The organism is Mycolicibacterium sp. MU0050, from assembly GCF_963378085.1.
GTDB lineage: Bacteria > Actinomycetota > Actinomycetes > Mycobacteriales > Mycobacteriaceae > Mycobacterium > Mycobacterium wendilense.
Genome location: NZ_OY726395.1, coordinates 3,471,612 through 3,489,775 on the forward strand (window position 1 = coordinate 3,471,612; position 18,164 = coordinate 3,489,775).

Consider the following 18,164-nt stretch of genomic DNA (forward strand, 5'->3'; position numbering starts at 1 on the left):
AACCATGTCCGATACCAAGGTCCCCGTACTGATCGTCGGCGGCGGCGCCTCCGGTCTGATGACCTCGATCATGCTGTCGTGTCACGGAATCGACCACATCCTCGTCGAACGTCACGAGGGCACGTCGATCCTGCCGAAGGCGCACTACCTGAATCAACGGGCGATGGAGCTGTTCCGTCAGTTCGAGGTCGCCGACGACATCTACGCCGTGGGCACGCCGACGGAGAAGATGGCCTCGGTGGTCTGGCAGACCACCCTCGCCGGGGACGGGCCGCTGCAGCGCAAGACCTTCTACAAGATGGACTGTTTCGGCGGTGGCGCGCTCACCGAGCAGTACCTGCGCGACAGTGCGAGCCGGTCGACCAACTATCCGCAGCTGCGCCTGGAACCCATCATGCGCCAGCACGCCGAGAAGCGTGCGGCGGGACGGATTCTGTTCCATCACGAGCTGACCGAGATGAGCCAGAGCGACGACGCGGTCACCGCGACGATCCGCGATCGCTCGTCGGGCGAAACCTTCACCGTCACCGCCGATTACCTCGTCGGCGCCGACGGCGGCAAGACCATCGGCCAGATGATCGGCGCCACGATGGTCGGCGCCCACGACTTGCTCGACATCGTCACCGCGCACCTGAAGGCGGATCTGTCCCCGTGGTGGGAAGACGATGTGCTGATCGCGCATTTCATCAATCCGGAGGCCGGGTCGTACCCGTCCGGCGGCAACATGGTGCAGATGGGCCCGACGTGGGGCAAGCACTCCGAGGAGTGGGCCTTCCATTTCGCGTTCCTGCCCACCGACGACTCCGACCTCGACGAGCAGGCGATCTCGGCCAAGATCCGGGAACTGCTGGGGGTCGGCGACATGCCGATGGAGATCCTGCGCATCAGCCACTGGTCGGTGCAGGGTTCGGTCGCCGACAAGTACTCGCAGGGCCGGGTCTTCCTGGTCGGCGACGCGGTGCACCGCCACCCGCCGACCACGGGACTGGGCATGAACACCTGTGTGCAGGACGCGCAGAACCTGGCCTGGAAGCTGGCGGCCGTGCTCAAGGGCCAGGCCGGCCCGGCGCTGCTGGACACCTACGCCGCCGAGCGGCAACCGGAGGGGTTGCGGATCGTCGACTGGGCGCTGCACACCATGCAGAACCATTTCGTGGTCGACTCGGGAATCGGGCTGCTGCCGGTCCCGGTGCCCCCGGAGATGCACCGCGGGGTGTTCGAGATCTTCTTCTCCGACACCCCGATGGGCGCCGCCCGCCGGGCCCGCTTCGAAGAGGTGGTCAAGACCCAGCGGGTCGAGTTCCAGGCCCACGACCTGGAACTCGGCATCGCCTACGCCGCGGGCGCGCTCGTGCCGGACGGCTCGGCGCCGCCGCCGGTCGATCCGATGGGATCGGTCTATCACCCGACGTCGCGGCCGGGTCACCGGTTGCCGCACGCCTGGCTCGAGCACGCCGGCAACCGGGTCTCCACCCACGACCTCGCCGGCAACGACGGCCGGTTCGTCCTGATCACCGGGGCGCGGGGGCAGGCGTGGGCCGACGCGGCGGCCGCGGCCGCCGAGCGGTTCGGGGTGACCATCTCGGTCGCGTCGATCGGCGGCGACTACCGCGACGTGGACGGCCAGTGGGCCGAGGTCGGCGAGATCGCCGACGACGGTGCGATTCTTGTGCGTCCCGACAACTTTGTCGCCTGGCGCAGTACGACTTCGGCCGCCAATCCGGCCGATGAGCTTGCCGGCGCCGTAGGCGCTGTCTTGTCCCGCTGAAGGCCAGCGGAAATCCCAACCCGCTCGACGAGGAGGAAATGGTGACCCATCCGAATCTGAAACCAGATTTCGAGGAGCCGATCGCACTGTTCGGCAGCGATCCGCAGGACGTGGCGGACATCGCCAAGATGGAGAAGGACGCCGAGCGCGTCTACAACAACGAGTGGTTGAAGGTCTACGACGCCCCGCTGAAGTACTACGCGGACCACGAGGACGTCAGCTTCATCGACATCCTCTCCCCCGGTGAGTATTTCGGTGACGATGTGCGGAAATGGTTCATGTACATCAGCCCGCAGTTCGTCGGCGACTTCGGTCTGATCAATATGCGGATCTACGCCAAGAACGGCGTCGGCTTCGTGTACATGAACCAGACCTACCAGGGCAAGCTCGAGGACGGTTCGGAGTTCGTCTGGAAGATGCGCCAGACCGATACCGTCGAGAAGATCGACGGTGAGTGGAAGATCCTGCACACCCACCTGTCGTTCGCGGCGGTGCCCGAGGCCAAGCATCCCGACCGCTGGCAGGTCGACCGCGAGTACCCGAAGCGTCCGCCGGCCTGGGAAGTCAGCGCCAAGCTGGCCGGGGGCTGACGGCCCTCGGGTGCGGGTGAGCGGATCAGCGAGGCAGCGCGCTCACCCGCACCGGCCGGGCTCGGCCGAGTGCACAGCGACGAAAAGGGCTCCGACATTGCGTCGGAGCCCTTTTGGTGTGTCGGATGAGCAGACTCAACTCGTGGTGAGCGAGCGGTCGCCGTCGATCACCTCGACGGTGCCGCGGTCCCCGTCGATCCGGACGATCTGGCCGTCCAGGATCCGGCGACTGCCGTCCTCGGTGCCGCAGACACAGGGGATGCCGAGTTCGCGGGCGACGATCGGGCCGTGGCTCAACAGTCCGCCGTGGTCGGTGATGACACCGCCGGCGACGAGGAACAGCGGCACCCAGGCCGGGTCGGTGGTCTCGCAGACCAGGATGTCGCCCTCGTCGAGTTCCACCCCGTCGGGGTCCTTGACCACCCGCGCGCGGCCCTCGGTGACGCCGCCGCTGGCGGCCACCCCGGTCAGCACCTCCCCGACGGCCAACGCGGTGCGCTCCTCCTCGGCGACCTTGACCACCTCGGGCGAGCCCGTCCACGACTTCGGCAACCGGATCTGTTGCCGCTCACGGTATTGCGCGGCGCGCCGGGCAACGATGTCGCGCTGATCGATGTCGATGCCGCTTTCCAGCGCATCGCAGCGCAGGTGAAAGACGTCCTCGGCATCGTCGAGAATGCCCCGCTCGACCAGCAGCGAACCCATCCGGCGCGCAGCGGCCCGGGCCACGTCGAACGTCAGCAGATAGCCGGCCTTGCCCTGTTCGCGCAGGGCCAGGTAGCGCGCCGTGAGCTTCACGAGGGCCGCCACGACCGGTCGTTTGAACCGGGGCGTGCCGGCCAGGAGGTCCTGCAGGGCGCGGGCGCGGGTGGCCTCCTGGGCGGCGCTGCGGGCGCGGGGCGCGCGCGGGCTGTCGGCCGCGATGCTGCGATAGTCCTCGATGCGCGCCAGGATCGGCGCCGGGTCCTGCCGCCACGTGACGCCGGAGAGCTGTCCCTCGTTGGGGCCGTGATAGCCGTGGCGGTCGGTGAACTCGCGCAGGCTGATCTGCTCGTGCGCCAGGGCCCACAGGTCGTGGGCCACCGCGTTCTCGACCGAACCCACGCCGCTGAGCAGCGCGGCCTCGAGTCCGGTTTGCCCGGCGGCCTCGGCCACGTCGGCGACCTTCTCGGCCAACGACGAACTGATCATCGCCACACCCATGTGGATGCTCATGATGTCCTCGCAGCGCGCCTGGGCGTCGGCGATCGTTGCCGCGCAGGCTCGCTCGTCCATGCCCTCGATCCGCGGCAGCATCTCGAGGCGCCACCGTCGCAGTTCGGCAAACAACGCATCGTGGCGCTTGGGCGTGCGCATCAACCACAGCGGAGCCTTGCCGAGGATGAACGGGTATCGACGGAAACTGTTCTCGTTCACCGTCTCCGGCCGCACGAAGCCGAACAGTTGCTGTTCGACGGCACTGGCGGTGGTTCCCGGCATCCGGTTCGCGATGTCGCGGAACTTGTCGATGTTGCCCGCGGCCCACCCGTCGAACACGGCCCAGAAGCACTCCTCTGCGTTCTCGGGCACCGCGATCTCCGCGGCGGAGTAGACGCCGAGGTCGTGGAACATTCGCCGGAAGGCCATCTCCATGGCCGTGAACACGAATCCGAGACCGAAGGTGGTGAAGACCCCGGGGAACGCCTCGGCGACGTTGCCGGTGGTCCAGGTCTGGTCCGGTCGCGACCCGGTCGTGGTCAACGTCTCGAGCATCTCGTCAACACTTGTCATCACAGACCGCCCTGCTGTTGGTGCCGCTCTTTGAGTTTCACGACGTCGGCCGGGGCGTCGCTGTCTCCCAGCGCATCTCGCAGCCATCCTGCGAAGAGGACCAGGTCCGGGTCGTCGGCCGCCACCGGCGTCCGGACCGGAAGCTCGCCCAGGTGAACGGTGCCGGCGTCGGCGTCGACCGTGGCGATCTTGCCGGCCAATGCGGTCACGGTGTCGACACCGCAGCCGACGACACACGGGACCGCCATCTCGCGGCACACCACCGCGGCGTGCGAGGTGGCCCCGCCGAGTTCGGTCACCACCGCGACGGCCGCGGACATGCCCGCGACGTCGTCCGGGTCGGTCGTCGGGCGCGCGAGGATCACCGCCTCTCCCTCGTCCGCGCGACGCTCGGCCTCCTCGGCGTCGGTGACCACGACCCCCGTCGCGATGCCGGGGCAGGCCGACTTGCCCGCGGCCACCGGCGGCGAGGCCGATACCACCGATGGATCCAGGCTCGGGCGCAGCAGGGCCCGCAGTTGCTCGGCGCTCACCCGGTCGAGCGCCTCTGCCACGTTGAGGACGCCGTCGCGCTGCAGGTCGATCGCGCAGCGCAGCGCGGCGCGCGGGGTCCGCTTTGCCGCCCGGGTCTGCAGTAGCCACAACGTGCCGGACTGCACGGTGAACTCGATGTCCTGGACGTCACGCGCATCCTGTTCGAGGACCCTGGCCGCCGTCAGCAATTCGGCATGCACCGAGGGCAGGTGAGCGGCCAGCGCGTCGAGTGGCAGCGCGTCCGCGCGACCGGACACGATCTCCTCGCCCTGCCCGCGCGGCAACCACTCGCCGTACGGACCCGGGTTGCCGCTCAGGGGATCCCGCGAGAACAGCACACCGGTACCGGAGGAGTCGTCGAGATTGCCGAAGACCATCGCCTGCACCGTGACGGCCGTGCCTGCGTCGTCGTCCAGGCCGCGGGACCGCCGGTAGGCGATGGCCCGCGTGGAATGCCACGAGTCCAGCACCGCGCGGATGGCCAGATCGAGCTGCGCCCACGGGTCCTCGGGCGGCGTTGTCTGCACCACGTTCTCGAATTGCTCGAGGAAGCGGCGGCGGGTGTCGTTGGCGTAGGCCGGATCGGCGGTCTCGGTGGCCAGCGCCTCTTGGATCGAGGCCGTCATGCCCAGGTTGAGCACTGTGTCCATCATTCCGGGCATCGACACCGCCGCCCCGGACCGCACCGACACCAGAAGTGGGCGTTCGGTGCGCCCAAACTGCCGTCCGGTGGCGTCCTCGAGGTGCACCATGGCGGCGCGAACCTCGTCAAGGACGGCGGCCGGAAGCGCGCGACCACCGGCGTGGTAGGCGCGGCAGACCTCGGTGGTCACCACGAACGCCGGCGGTACGGGGATCCCCAGGGTCAGCATGCGCTGGATGCCCCAGGCCTTGCCGCCGGCGGACTCGCGGGTGAGGCTCCCGTCGCGGAGGATCGGTTGCACCCTGACGGTGCTGGTCGGGACCATCATTCGGCCCGTCCGGCGGCGGCCTCTTCGAGGCGGGTCAGGCCCGCCAGCCCGATGAGGTCTTCGTGGAGTTCGAACCACACGGTGTGGTAGCTGTCGGCCAGCGGTTTTGCAAACCAAGAGTGGTCCCCGGCCTGCACCCGAGCCAGCGCGTCGGCGAACCGCCTCGGGTAGTGGCCGAGTCGCGGCGCCGTGTCCACCAGACGGGCGAGCAGACTCCGGAACCGGGCGTCGAGTGCCGCGAGGTCGTCCACCACGGCCCGGTCGTAGTCCGGGTCGTCGTGCAGGTTGGGCGTGTCGGCGGTCTTGAGTTGCCAGCGGGTCATCAAGGACTTCAGTTCGGTGTTGAAGTCGCCGAACTGCGCGTAGAGATCCTTGACGGTGCGGTCATCGATGGTGTCCCGTTCGGTGGCGAGCGACTCGGCGAGGCGCTCACGACCCGCAGTGGTGAGCTTGAGGCGACCGCGCGCCTCCTCCGCCATTCCCGAGGTCAGGAAGTCCTGTGTGATTGTCGCGCAATTGCTTTCGTCGACGCCGGCTGAGGCCGGCAGATCGGCGGGAAGCACCCGGCCCTTGAGCCGAATTGTCTGGAGGACCCGAAGACGGTCGATGTCCATGCTGAATTCCTGTCTCCTCTTGTGGTCTTGGCGGGTCCGGTCAGTGCACCCGGTGGATGATGCCCTGCTCGAAGAACCCCGCACCGGTGGCTCCCTCGGACTCGAACGTCATGAAATCGTCGTAGGTGCCGAACGCCGGGCCGTCGGTCTCGCGCCCCATCGGGACGAAGAAGCCCGCCCGCCGACTGGACATCGACACCACCTTGGTGCGGCCGTCCGCCAGAGTGACTGTGCCGGAGACGAACTGCGCCGCGGCATTGCGCCGGAACGCGACGTCGGCGATCAGAACAGCGCCGTCGTCGTCGGTCCAGTAACCGTCCGAGCGCAGCGACCCGTCGGCGCCGAGAAACTTGATGACCGTCAGGAACGCACCCTCGACGACGCCGACCAGGCCCGCGTACTCCACCCACTGCGCCGATTCGTCACGGAACCCCCAGGTCCGGTCGCGCATCCCGATGGCGTCGAGATCCCAGGTGCGGCCGGCGTGCGCGATCTCGCCGCGCACGGTGCAGGCCTGCTGGAAATGCTGCAGGGGCCGGCCCGGCACCAGCGGCGGGATGAGGTCGTTGAGGCTGTAGTCGGCCGGCACCCATAGCGGCGCGTTGCCGATCAGCACCCGCAACTCGGGGTGGTCGACGGCAATCGTCCCGTCCAAGCCGAACGAAATCGACGCACTGGCAAAGGATCCGGCCGGAAGCTCCTCGATGATCTCCACCTGCCCGGTTTCCAGCTGGATGGAGAACCGGGCACGGCGCGACCCGGCGTCGTTGGGCGAGGTCGAGACGTGGATGGCGCCGTAGATCTCGCCGGTGACATCCCAGAAAGACACGTACGCGTTGTCCTTCCAGGTGGGGTCCGTCGGCCTTGCGGCATCGGCGTGCACGGCGGTGGCCAGTGGCCCCCAGGCGGCGTTGCCGCCGGCATGCGGCGAGGTGTCGTTGAGAATCGCGGCGGTCACAGGGGTCCTTTCGACGGCGGGTGCGGTGGGTCTCGTGCTCCAACAGGGAATTTGGTGGATTGAGACGCCGGTCACGTATGAACTGCGCCAAAGTATACAGCGTATACATCGAGCCTCGCAAGACCCCCATCCGGGTGGTCGAGACGAAATAGCCTCTGCAGAACAAGGTTTCGAAACCCTACGTACCCGAGGCAGCCGAGATCCGCCGTCGGCGCTCCGCGTCGACGGCGCCCGGTTTGGCCGTGCAGGCGCTTAGCTGTCGACCTCGCCACGAGCCTTGATACTGAGCGCAAGACAACTCAGCGATGCGGCGACGAAGGCGACGGCTCCCCCGCGCGAGATCCGACCGCGCCGCGAGGCAATGGCGACGCCGATGATGTCACCGACGTCGCAGGCACCGGCGAGCGCGAGCACGGCCTTGCGCGATCGCCCGGTCGTCACGAACGGCCCGGCGGCCAGGGCGAAATCCCGGGTGGCGCCCATCCGTAGATACTGGGGCGCGCTGACATCCTTGGACGCCTCGATGCCGAAGAGGCGGCCGGCTGCGATGGGTGCAAGCCAGCCGCTGACGCCGATACTCGACCGCGCCGCCGCCAGCACGGTCGTCGAATCCAGCTTGGTCATGTGCGAAGCCTTCCTAGTGCCCGGTCGATCGCCTGAACTGTAGCAACGGGTTGACTAGTTCTCAATGACTTTGAGTCAAGAGGATCGAGCTGACGCTGTATCTAGTTCTCGGCGAGCTTGTCCAGGATGGAGCGCAGCGCCGCGAGATCCTCGGCAGCGAGCGCCCCGAACACCTCCGGGGCGGGGTCGGGCACCGCGCCGATCGAGCGCACGAGGGCCTGCCCGGCCGCGGTCAGCGACACCAGTTTGCAGCGGCGGTTCGACGGGTCGGTGCGGCGCACCACCAACCCCCGCCCGGCCAGATCGTTGACCGCGACCGTCGCCGCCGGGGCATCGACGGTGGCCGCGGCCGCCAGTTCCTTGACCGTCATCGCGGTGCCGTTCAGCCGTAGCAGGATCCGGATCCTGCTGAACGGCAGCCCCGATTCCGCGATGACGGCGCGCTTCCAATCGTCGCGGTGATCGCGCGCCAGCGCTGCCAGCGCGCGCCAGATCTCGTCGGCCTCAGCGGACAACGGGAGCCTCCCTCCGTTCGTCGAGGATCAACGGGGCGAGCCGTTCGGCGGAACGCAGCCCCCGCGCCGACGTCGACCACAGGCCCATCACCGCGACCAGCAGACCGAGCGCAATACAGATGAACCAGAGCGGCCGCGCCGCAGTGGCGAAGCCGGCGCCGCCCTGCGCGAGCGCCGAGCCCGCGACCGAACCGCACAGTGCCACACCGATACTGACCCCGATCTGACGGCTGGTCGAGGTCACCGCCGAAGCCGCCCCGGCCCGGTCGGTCGGCATCCCGCTGACCGCGGCGTTGGTGATCGGCGCGTTGACCATCGAGAAGCCGATGCCGAACACCGCGAAGACCACCAGCAGCCACCACACCGGCGTGGCGGCGTCCAGCGCGGTCAGCATGCCGGCGGCCGTCGCGATCAGCACCCCGGCGGTGACCAGCGACGGCCGGGCACCGTAGCGGCCGACCAGGCGCCCCGACAGCGGCGAGAAAACCAGCGCGCCGATCGCGATGGGCAGGTAGATCAGGCCGGTGTGCATGGCGGAGTAGCCGCGCTCGCCCTGCAGGTACAGCGACATCATGAACAGGAACGCGCCCCAGGCGGCAAAGGCGCTCACGGCGTTGATGGTCGCGGTGGCGAACGGGATGCTGCGGAAGAACCGCAGGTCCAGGAACGGGTCGACGCGTCGGGACTCGTAGGCCAGGAACGCGACGAACGCCACCGCCGCGGCCACAGCGGTCCCGACGACCCGCGGGTGGCCCCAGCCCAGCACCGGGCCCTCGATGAGCGTGTAGACGGTGCCGAACAGAAACAGGATCGCCAGGCCCTGTCCGACCAGGTCGACGTTGCGTATGGTCGCCGATCTCGACTCCGGCACGAACACCGCGGTCAGCACGAGGGCCGCGGCGCAGATCGGCAGGTTGATCCAGAACACCGAGCGCCAGCCGATCGTGTCGATGAGCAGGCCGCCGACGATCGGTCCGAGCGCCATCGAAATCCCGACCACCCCGCCCCAGACGCCGAGGGCCCGGGCGCGTTCCACCGGTTTGGTGAAGATCTGCGAAATGATGGACAGGGCAACGGGGTTGAGCATCGAACCGCCCACCGCCTGCAGGAAGCGCGCGGCGATCAGCATCTCGATCGTCGGGGCCAGGCTGCAGGCCAGCGATCCCAGGGCGAACAGCGTCAGCCCGGTCTGGAACACCCTTCGGCGCCCGAGGCGGTCCCCGGTGGCCCCGGCCAGCATCAGCAGCGACGCCAGCACCAGGGTGTAGATGTCGATGACCCACTGGATCTGTGCGGGCGTGGCGGCCAGGTCGGTGCGGATCGACGGGATCGCGACGTTGACGATCGTCGCGTCCATCGAGACGATGAGCAGGCTCAGGCAGCAGGAGAACAGGATGACGGCCTTGCGCCGAGTGGTCATCGCCTCGGCGGGTGCAGTCACCCGATGATTGTGAAACTACAACTGTTGCTGCGCAAGCTGTACGTTTCTACCGGCGGCCGCCGAGCCACCCCGCGATGCGCGCACCCAGGACCGGCGGCACCACCCGCAGCGGGCCGGGTAGGCGGGCGCCGTGCAGGACCGTCCGGCGGAACCGGATGCGCCACCCCTGATCGGTGCGCACGAGTTGGTCGTCGTACCAACCGAAGTTCTCGATGGCACCGAACCCTTTGGGCCCCATGACCACGGCGTCGACGTAGGTGCGGGCGGTGGCGGTGTCGCCGTCGACGTCGATGACGAAGTTCGTCAAGCGGTGCATCGACGGGCCCGAGTGCGACGCCCGCATGTAGGCGGTGATGGCCTCCGGGGACTGCCACTGGCCGATGGCGCCGTAGTCGAAGTGCGCGTCGTCGGTGAAGCAGGAGCGGAACAGGGTCCAGTCGCGGCTGTCGATACCCGTCGCGTACCGGGTCAGCACGTCGACGATGTCGTCACGATCAGTCATTGTCGGCCTTCCATACGATGCGCAGCGGCGCCGAGGAGGAACGGGCCCGTTCGAAGGCGTCCGGCAGCTGGTTGAGGCCGATGGTTTCGCCGAGGAACGGGACGGGGTCGAGTTTGCCGTCGAGGATCATGTCCAAACAGCCGTACCAGTCCTCGAACTCGGGACCGCCGCCCCATTGGATGATCAGCCCTTTGAGATGCGCTACGGTGGAGGAGATTTCGTCGACATGGGAGCCGCCGGCGCTGAGCACGTACGCGCCGGCCGCGCAGTTCTCCGCGATGTCGGCGAGCACGCCCTTGACGCCCGCACACTCGTAGACCACCTGCGTCGGCAACCCGATCTGGCGGACCCGGTCGTGGATTTCCTCCGGGGAACCCCACGCCTCGCGGCGCCACGCGGCAAACGGCGATTCCTCGCGGGGATCCACCACGACGTCGGCGCCGAGTTCGCGAGCGATGGCGCGCCGTTCGGCCGACAGGTCCGCGGCGATGATCTTCTGCGCCCCACGTAGTTTCAGTCCCGCGACGACCGACGCGCCGATGGCCCCGCAGCCGATGACCAGATGCACGGTGCCCTGCTCAGCGACCTGCTTCATGCCGGCGCGGCTGTAGAACCACCCCACGGCCAAGGCGTCGTTGACCGCGATGTGCTCGACGGGGACAGTGTCCGGGATCTCGCGGGCCAGGAACTCGGTGAGCAGGAAGTACTCGCCGTACCCGCCGGGGGCCTCCGGCGAGTAGCCGACGATGCGGGCCGGTTCGTCCGCGCCCATCAGCACCGGGATCGAGGTGACCCGGGTGCCGATCGGCAGCGTCTTCTGGCAGTCCGGTCCGTAATCGACGATCTCGGCGCAGAACTCGTGGCCCATGATCACGTCGCAGTCGGGCGCGTCGACGCGCATGCCGGACTTGTCGGCGGCGTTGACGTCCGGATGGTCGACGTAGTGATGGTCGGAGGCACAGACGGCGCAGGCGAGGGTGCGCACCAGCAGTTGCCCCGGCCCGGGCACCGGCATGGGTACCTCGGCGATCTCGATCCGGCGGTTCTTGTACGTCATCGCGCGCATGGCCATATGCCTATCTCTATTATTCGAGAACTGAATTCTCTAATTTGTGTTGAGACTAGGCGCGGGTTGGTTTGTGGTCAATGCTGCATCGGCCGGCGGTGGCCGCGACGGTGGTGCCGAGCCGGCGAATCTCCTTGAGCGGCAATGGCCGGCCGGGATGCACTCCCAGGATGAGAGTGGCCTGCCCCGCGGCGTCGAAGATCGGTGCGCCGATGGTCGCCACGGGTTGGGTCTCGATGGCCGGGTCGTCGTCGGACAAGTAGCCGACCTTGGCGCAGTCGAGCAAGGCCTTCTCCAGGACGGCGACCACGTGGTCGGAGACGTCGGCGTCGGTGCGGACCTCGCCGAGGAACTGGGACATGCGCATCAGCACCGGCGTCGTCCAGTCCACGTCGTACCCGCGTTCCCGGGCGCGCTGCAGGACGCCGCGCAGCCGGCGGGCCACCGCCCCGGTGACGCCCGGGTTGCGCGCCATCCAGGCGCGCTGCTCGTCGGCCTCCGCCCACGCCGCGAACGCCACCCCGAAAGGCGGGGCGTAGGGAATCCGCTCCCCCGGCAATCCCACCGGATGCCGGCCGTCGCCGCCCTCGAAGGCGATGATCACCAGCGCATCGCCCACGAGTTCGACCACCGAGGTTGCCAGGCCCGTGTCGTTGGCGAGGTCGGTGGCCGCCTGCTTGGCGGCGTGGGTCAGCGGCAGGGCCGTCGCGGTGGTCGCGGCGACGGCGGCGAGCCCGGGCCCCAGCCCGTAGGCCTTGGTCTGCGGATCGCGGACCAACCAGCCGCGCTCGCACAGCGAGTTGAGGATGGCATTGGCGGTGCCCTGGCTGATCTTCAGTTCGCGGGCGACATCCGAGAACCGGACATCCTCGCCGTCGCGGCGGGCCACGAACTCGAGGATGTCCAGGACCCGCTCGGTGGGCGCCGATGTCGCCACGGCTCACCTCCCTCGGATTCGGGAGCCATCGTCTCTCGATTATTCGAGGCTGACAATAGGGCCACGTTCGGTGTCGGGCGTCGTTAGGGTTCGTACCGGGAGGCGAGATGGCCAGATTGCAATGCATCCGGTGCGCCAAGACGCTGACGCACCGCGACGCCTACGTGCTGCCCACGCGGCGGCAGGCGGTGGCCCGCCCGCACGAGGACCCCGTGGTCTGCGAGAAGCATTTCTACGACCCGGCCGGGTACTACCCGCGATCCTCGGACACGTTGTGGGTGCAGATGCAGGACAGCCGGCGGAGGAAGTAGCGGGGGTTGATGACACCCGCGCGTTGCCTGAGCGGCACCACACCGGCCGGGTATTCGGGGCCGACGAAGCCCTGACGATGGGGCTGGTCCTCGACGAGGCCGAACCGGAAAACCTGCTCGCGTGCGCGGTCGCCACGGCCGAGAGATCGCCCAGGATTCCCCGCGGGCGGTGTGGATGACCAAGGAAGTCATGTGGCAGACCGTCGATGCCCCGAGCCTGCGGGCGGCACTGGATATCGAGAACCGCACCCAGATCATGTGCACCGCCAGCGGGCGGCTACGGCAGTCGTTCAGCGACTTCCGCAACCGGTAGCGGGTTATTGCTGAGCGGTTGTCGGGGGCCGGTCTTAAGCTCGGCGCCAACCGTGCAGGAGGCCGGCCGATGAAGATCCTGGTAGCAACAACACTCACCCAGGGCACCCGCGACAACGACTACAACTACTGCGTCCCAGGAGAACTCCTATGGGTTCAAGAACCCTGCGACCGAGACCTGCGCGACCCCGACGGCGGCTGCGGATGCGGGCGCGGCTTCGCCGGTGCGGCATCGCATCGCGCGACGACCACCGCCCAGGTCGTCGAGGTCGACTTCAGCTACGACGAAGTGGTGCTTGCCATACAGACGAGTCTGGCCGACAGTGGTTGGCCGCAGAACTGGGCCGCAGATGTCGTCCACGACAACCTGATGATCGCGTCGATGTTTCCCGCCGGAACCGTGATCGAGCGCCGACTGGATGGGTTCTCAGCTCGGGCAGCTTAGGCACGCGGTTCGGCAAGCATGGCGTCGCAGGACGCAGCCGATGCTCGACGATTGAAAATGGCCCCCGGAGTTTCCTCCGAGGGCCATTCTCGTTAGTAGCGGGGACAGGATTCGAACCTGCGACCTCTGGGTTATGAGCCCAGCGAGCTACCGAGCTGCTCCACCCCGCGACGGGTGAACACTAGGTTACCCAAGGTGTCATCAGAGTCCAAATCGGGTGCTCAACCGTGGTTTTGAACGTCGAACGTGCGGTTTGATCCGCCCCCGCGGCGTGTTGCGGATGAAACGGCAGACTCGTGAGGCCGGACGGGGCGTCTCGGTGGCCTGGAGGCTGAGCACCCACGAGAAGCGCGTCGGTCCCGCGAGACACCCCGAGGGCACTGTCGCGTGAAGGAAAGCGCCGCATCGCGCCAACCGCACACACGTGGTGCCGCCCCTACCTCGGCGAGCGCTCACTCTTGTACGGAAAAGACCTCAGGACCGTACAAGGTTGAGCGCTCGCGCCGGGGCTCCCTCAGCGGGGCCGGGGCGCAGCCTCGGCGCAGCCGCGAGCGTGCGCAGACCAGCCAATATGGGCGGCGTGTTGCCCGGGGACACGCACGCTCGCGCTAGAGGTGGGTGCTCGCGCTGAGGGGGACCCCCAGCACGGTAGTGCTCCCCTACTCGGCGGCGTCGAACTTGTTCATGGCGTCGTCGAGCCGCTGCAGCGCCTCGCCGTACTCGGCGAAGTTGCCGCTCTGCTGCGCCTGGCGCACCGACTCCATGGCCGTGCCGATCTCCTGCAGCGCAGCGGCTTTCGCGCCGGAGAGCTGCTGGGTGGCACCGGCCGGTGCCGGCGGCGTGGCCGCGGCCGGAGCCGGGGTGCGCGGCGCTGCGGCCGGAGCGTCACCGTCGGCCGGCGGTGTCGCCGCGGCCGCGGGCTGACCGTTGCCGGTCGGCGCCATGGGTGCGGGTCCGACCGCGGTGGCGCCGGCACCGGCCCCGAAGATCTGGTCCAGCGCCTCGCGCACCGTCGGCGCGTAACCGACCTTGTCGCCGTACATCATCGCCACCCGGATCAAACGCGGATAGGTCGAGGCGGCATCGGCCCGGCCCGGCGAGGCGTACACCGGCTGCACGTACAGCAGGCCGCCGTGGCCCACCGGCAGCGTCAGCATGTTGCCCCACTGGATGCGGTTCTGCCCGTCGCGGCCGATCTGACCGAGGTGCTCGGAGACCGAGGTGTCGGTGTTGATCGCGCCGTGCGCCAGCGAGGGACCCCGCACCTGCCCGGGCACCGTCAACACCGTCAGCTGACCGTAGTTCTCCGGGTCGGCGTTGGCGCTGATGAACGAGGCCAGGTACTCACGGTTGAGCTGGTTCATCGCGCTGGTCAGCTGGAACGCGGCCGAATTGTCGCCCTCCACAAGGCTGTTCGCCACGACGTAGTACGGCGGCTGGAAGGTGCCCTGCCGGATCGGGTCCTGCGGCACGTTCCAGAAGTCCGACGTCGAGAAGAACGTCACCGGATCGTCGACGTGATACCGAGCCAGCAGCGAGCGCTGCACCTTGAACAGGTCCTCGGGATAGCGGAAGTGCTGGGACAGCGAATCCGAGATCTCATTCTTGGGCTGCACGGTGTCCGGGAACACCTTCATCCAGGCCTGCAGCACCGGATCGGACTCGTCGTGCGCGTACAGCGTCACGGTGCCGTCGTAGGCGTCGACGGTCGCCTTGACCGAGTTGCGGATGTAGGACACCTGCTTGTCGGGCACCAGCCGGTTGTTGATGCTCGGCTGGGTGGAATCCGCCGTCGCGCTCGAGAGCACGGTGAGCTCCGAGTACGGGTAGTTGTCCAGCGTGGTGTAGCCGTCGATGATCCACTTGATCCGGCCGTCGACGATCGCCGGGTACAGCATCGAGTCGGTGGTCAGCCACGGCGCCACGGCCTGCACCCGCTCGGCCGGGTCACGGTTGAACAGGATCTTGCTCTCGGGCCCGATCACGTTGGAGAACAGGAAATTCCGCTCGGCGAACTTGGCGGCGAACAACGAGCGCGCCACCCAGTTCCCGATCGGCACCCCACCGGAACCGGTGTAGGTGTAGTTGCGGGTCTCGGTGTTGGTCTCGTAGTCGTACTCGCGGTCGGCGCCGTTGCTGCCGACGATCGCGTAGTCCGCCGGTGCCGAGGCGATGATCGGCCCGTAGTAGATCCGCGGCTGCTCGAGCGGGGCCGGGCCGGGCGACGTCACGCTGCCGTTGGCCCCGACCACGCTGGCCAGGAACTCCGGGTAGCCGCCGTTCTGGTTGGGGTCGTTGGCGATCCCACGCACGGTGTTGGCCGGCGACGCGATGAACCCGTTGCCGTGGGTGTAGACGCTGTGCCGGTTGATCCAGTCGCGCTGGTTGTCGATCAGCCGGGCCGGGTCGAGCTCACGGGCGGCCACCACGAACTCGCGCAACTCGCCGTTGGGCATCCGGTAGCGGTCCATCGACAGCTCTTCGGGGAACGCGTAGAAGTTCTTGGCCTGCTGGAACTGCGTGAACGCCGGGCTCACGATCCGCGGGTCGAGCACCCGGATGTTGGAGATGGTCGCGCTGTCGGCGGCCACCTGCTGCGCCGAGGTCGGCGCGTCGCCGCTGTAGTCGCGGTAGGTGACCTTGTCGTCGGTCAACCCGTAGGCATCCCGGGTCGCGGTGATGCTGCGACTGATGTATTCGGCTTCCTTCTGCGCGGCGTTCGGCTTGACGCTGAACTGCTCGACCACCAGCGGCCAGCCGGCACCGATCACCACCGACGACAGCAGCAACAGCACCAGGCCGATCGCCGGGATGCGCAGATCCCGAAGCACCAGCGCCGAGAACACGGCGACGGCGCAGATGACGGCGATGGCCAGCAGGATCAGCTTGGCGGGCATCACGGCGTTGATGTCGGTGTAGCCCGCACCGGTGAACGGCTTGCCCGGGCGGGTGTTGCTCAGCAGTTCGTAGCGGTCCAGCCAGTAGGCCACCGCCTTGAGCAGCACCAGGATGCCGACGATGGAGACCAGTTGGATGCGCGCGGCCCGGGTGACCGCGCCCTCGCGGCCGGCCAACCGGATGCCGCCGAAGATGTAGTGGCCGATCAGGTTGGCGATCAACGCCAGCACGATCGCGACGAACAGGTAGGACACCACCAGCCGCAGGAACGGCAGCTCGAAGGCGTAGAAGCCGAGATCCTTGCCGAACTGCGGATCGGTCACCCCGAAGTCCCCGCCGTGCAGGAACAGCTGGACGCGAACCCAGTAGCTCTGTGCGACCAGGCCGGCGAGCAGGCCGATGAGCACCGGGATACCGATGCCGATGGCCTTGAGCTGCGAGAGCACCGTGGTGCGGTAGCGCGCCACCGGATCGTTGGGGCCGCTGGTGGGGACGAACACCGGTCGGCTGCGATACGCCAGGTACAGGCCGACGAACACGACGACCCCGACCAGCAGGGCGGCCACCAGGAACACCACCAGGCGGGTGAACAGCACGGTGGTGAACACCGAGCGGTAGCCCAGTTCGCCGAACCACAGCCAGTCGATGTACGTGTCGATGAACCGCGGACCGACGAGCAGCAGCACGACGGCCACCACCGCGATGGCGATCAGAAATCGGCTACGCCGAGTGAGACTCGGCATCTTTGCGGCGGGCCGCATACCCACGAGTGAACTCCCCGTTCAGAGCTGATTGGTTGATCCAACTGTACGCATGCCGGCCCGAGAGCCGGGCGGGCAGTCTTCTAACACCGGGGCGGTTCGCCACCGGCTGAAAGCGTCTCCAGGGCCTCGACGGCCGACCCGAGGGTCTCGACCTTCACCAACTCCATCCCGTCCTGCTTGGCCGACACGGCCTCGGCGCAGTTGTCGGCGGGCACCAGGAACACCGTGGCCCCGGCCTCGTGCGCGGCCAGCAGCTTGTGGGTGATGCCGCCGATACTGCCGACCTTGCCCTCGCCGTCGATGGTCCCGGAGCCCGCGACGTTGCGGCCGTCGTTGAGCTCACCGGGGGTGAGCTTGTCGACCACGGCCAGGCTGAAGATCAGCCCCGCCGACGGCCCGCCGATGTTGGCCAGGTTGAAGCCGATGTTGAACGGCGCCCACGGGGCGTCGCGCACGCCGACTCCCACGTAGCCGTAGTCGCGGTCGTCGTTGGAGCCCAACGTGATGGTGACGGTGCCGGGCGGCTCGTTCTTGCGACGGAAGTCGACGACGATCGGGTCGCCGGGCTTGGTGTTCTCCAGCAGCCCGGTGAAGGCGGCCACGTCGGCCACCGGCGTGCCGTTGACGGCGTCGATCGCGTCGCCGTCGCGCAGCTTGCCCTTGGCCGGGCCGTCGTCGCTGACCGTCTCGACGGTGACCGCCCTGGGATAGTCCAGGAACGCGAGCGCGGCGTACTCGGCGCTGTCCTCGGAACTGCGGAACTCCGCCTGGTTGGCCTTGTCGATGTCGTCGCGGGTCTTGTCCGGCGGATACACCAGGTCGCGCGGCAATAGCTGCTCGCGCCCGGAAAGCCACAGCACCAACGCCTGCCCCAGCGTGAGGCCGTCGCGCTGCGACACCGTCGTCATGTTCAGCTCACCGCCGGTGGGCTCGGTCTCCGTGCCGTCGATCTCGATGACGGGCTTGCCGTCGAACTCGCCGAGGGTGTTGAAGATCGGCCCGGGCCCCAGCGACACGAACGGCACCCTGACGGCGGCCAGCAGCACTCCGAAGGCGAGGATCGGCACGAGCGCCACCAACAACGTCAGAATCCGCCTGTTCACGCCGCCAAGAGTAGACGTGGCAGTTCACCCACAGCGTGACC

Annotated in this window: 16 protein-coding genes, 1 tRNA gene and 1 pseudogene; 5 read left to right on the forward strand and 13 right to left on the reverse strand. The window is 68.2% G+C overall.

Annotated features, from left to right (window positions below; all coding sequences use genetic code 11):
- Positions 1–4 precede the first annotated feature (4 nt).
- Entirely contained in the window at positions 5–1,768 is a 1,764-nt protein-coding gene (locus R2K23_RS16505; RefSeq protein WP_316510649.1) for an FAD-dependent monooxygenase, read from the forward strand.
- 41 nt (positions 1,769–1,809) lie between these two features.
- Entirely contained in the window at positions 1,810–2,358 is a 549-nt protein-coding gene (locus R2K23_RS16510; RefSeq protein WP_163792208.1) for a YybH family protein, read from the forward strand.
- Positions 2,359–2,493: 135 nt separating this feature from the next.
- Here the strand turns inward: R2K23_RS16510 and R2K23_RS16515 are convergent, their stop codons facing one another.
- The 10 genes from R2K23_RS16515 to R2K23_RS16560 form a co-directional block, all read right to left on the reverse strand.
- Complete coding sequence (locus R2K23_RS16515) at positions 2,494–4,128, reverse strand: PEP-utilizing enzyme (protein ID WP_316510650.1); 1,635 nt, start codon at positions 4,126–4,128, stop codon at positions 2,494–2,496.
- The gene (locus tag R2K23_RS16520) at positions 4,128–5,633 is read right to left on the reverse strand and encodes a pyruvate, phosphate dikinase (RefSeq protein ID WP_396892187.1); all 1,506 of its coding nucleotides are present in this window, start codon (positions 5,631–5,633) and stop codon (positions 4,128–4,130) included. Before R2K23_RS16520 ends, R2K23_RS16515 begins: the two co-directional genes overlap by 1 nt.
- A complete protein-coding gene (locus R2K23_RS16525) occupies positions 5,630–6,247 on the reverse strand; it encodes a hypothetical protein (protein WP_316510652.1) in 618 nt (205 codons plus the stop codon). The genes R2K23_RS16520 and R2K23_RS16525 overlap by 4 nt, the downstream gene beginning before the upstream one ends.
- 40 nt (positions 6,248–6,287) lie before the next feature.
- Positions 6,288–7,205: a hypothetical protein gene (locus tag R2K23_RS16530; RefSeq protein ID WP_316510653.1), complete on the reverse strand. Its 918-nt coding sequence runs from the start codon at positions 7,203–7,205 to the stop codon at positions 6,288–6,290.
- Between the two features lie 252 nt (positions 7,206–7,457).
- On the reverse strand, positions 7,458–7,829 hold the full coding sequence (locus R2K23_RS16535; RefSeq protein WP_316510654.1) for a hypothetical protein: 372 nt from the start codon (positions 7,827–7,829) through the stop codon (positions 7,458–7,460).
- Between the two features lie 101 nt (positions 7,830–7,930).
- A complete protein-coding gene (locus tag R2K23_RS16540; protein ID WP_316510655.1) occupies positions 7,931–8,344 on the reverse strand; it encodes a MarR family winged helix-turn-helix transcriptional regulator in 414 nt (137 codons plus the stop codon).
- Positions 8,334–9,764, reverse strand: a complete 1,431-nt coding sequence (locus R2K23_RS16545; protein ID WP_316517340.1) for an MFS transporter — start codon at positions 9,762–9,764, stop codon at positions 8,334–8,336. Before R2K23_RS16545 ends, R2K23_RS16540 begins: the two co-directional genes overlap by 11 nt.
- 67 nt (positions 9,765–9,831) lie before the next feature.
- A complete protein-coding gene (locus tag R2K23_RS16550; RefSeq protein WP_316510656.1) occupies positions 9,832–10,287 on the reverse strand; it encodes a nuclear transport factor 2 family protein in 456 nt (151 codons plus the stop codon).
- A complete protein-coding gene (locus R2K23_RS16555) occupies positions 10,280–11,353 on the reverse strand; it encodes a zinc-binding dehydrogenase (protein WP_316510657.1) in 1,074 nt (357 codons plus the stop codon). The genes R2K23_RS16550 and R2K23_RS16555 overlap by 8 nt, the downstream gene beginning before the upstream one ends.
- A gap of 55 nt (positions 11,354–11,408) precedes the next feature.
- Positions 11,409–12,290 (reverse strand): helix-turn-helix domain-containing protein, encoded by an 882-nt coding sequence (locus R2K23_RS16560; protein ID WP_316510658.1) that lies wholly within the window; start codon positions 12,288–12,290, stop codon positions 11,409–11,411.
- Between the two features lie 107 nt (positions 12,291–12,397).
- On the opposite strand from R2K23_RS16560, the gene R2K23_RS16565 reads away from it, so the two are divergent.
- From R2K23_RS16565 to R2K23_RS16575, 3 genes and pseudogenes are all read left to right on the forward strand, one after another.
- Positions 12,398–12,601, forward strand: a complete 204-nt coding sequence (locus R2K23_RS16565; protein WP_316510659.1) for a hypothetical protein — start codon at positions 12,398–12,400, stop codon at positions 12,599–12,601.
- Positions 12,602–12,642: 41 nt separating this feature from the next.
- A pseudogene (locus R2K23_RS16570) lies at positions 12,643–12,914 on the forward strand (enoyl-CoA hydratase/isomerase family protein); the annotation flags it as partial.
- A gap of 69 nt (positions 12,915–12,983) precedes the next feature.
- Entirely contained in the window at positions 12,984–13,358 is a 375-nt protein-coding gene (locus R2K23_RS16575) for a DUF7715 family protein (protein WP_316510660.1), read from the forward strand.
- Positions 13,359–13,454: 96 nt separating this feature from the next.
- On the opposite strand, the gene R2K23_RS16580 is transcribed toward R2K23_RS16575, so the two are convergent.
- The 3 genes from R2K23_RS16580 to R2K23_RS16590 all read right to left on the reverse strand — a co-directional run bounded on the left by R2K23_RS16580 (position 13,455) and on the right by R2K23_RS16590 (position 18,123).
- Positions 13,455–13,528 (reverse strand) — tRNA-Met (locus R2K23_RS16580).
- 489 nt (positions 13,529–14,017) lie between these two features.
- A complete protein-coding gene (locus R2K23_RS16585) occupies positions 14,018–17,023 on the reverse strand; it encodes a UPF0182 family protein (protein ID WP_316510661.1) in 3,006 nt (1,001 codons plus the stop codon).
- A gap of 77 nt (positions 17,024–17,100) precedes the next feature.
- Complete coding sequence (locus R2K23_RS16590; protein ID WP_316510662.1) at positions 17,101–18,123, reverse strand: YlbL family protein; 1,023 nt, start codon at positions 18,121–18,123, stop codon at positions 17,101–17,103.
- Between the last annotated feature and the right edge of the window lie 41 nt (positions 18,124–18,164).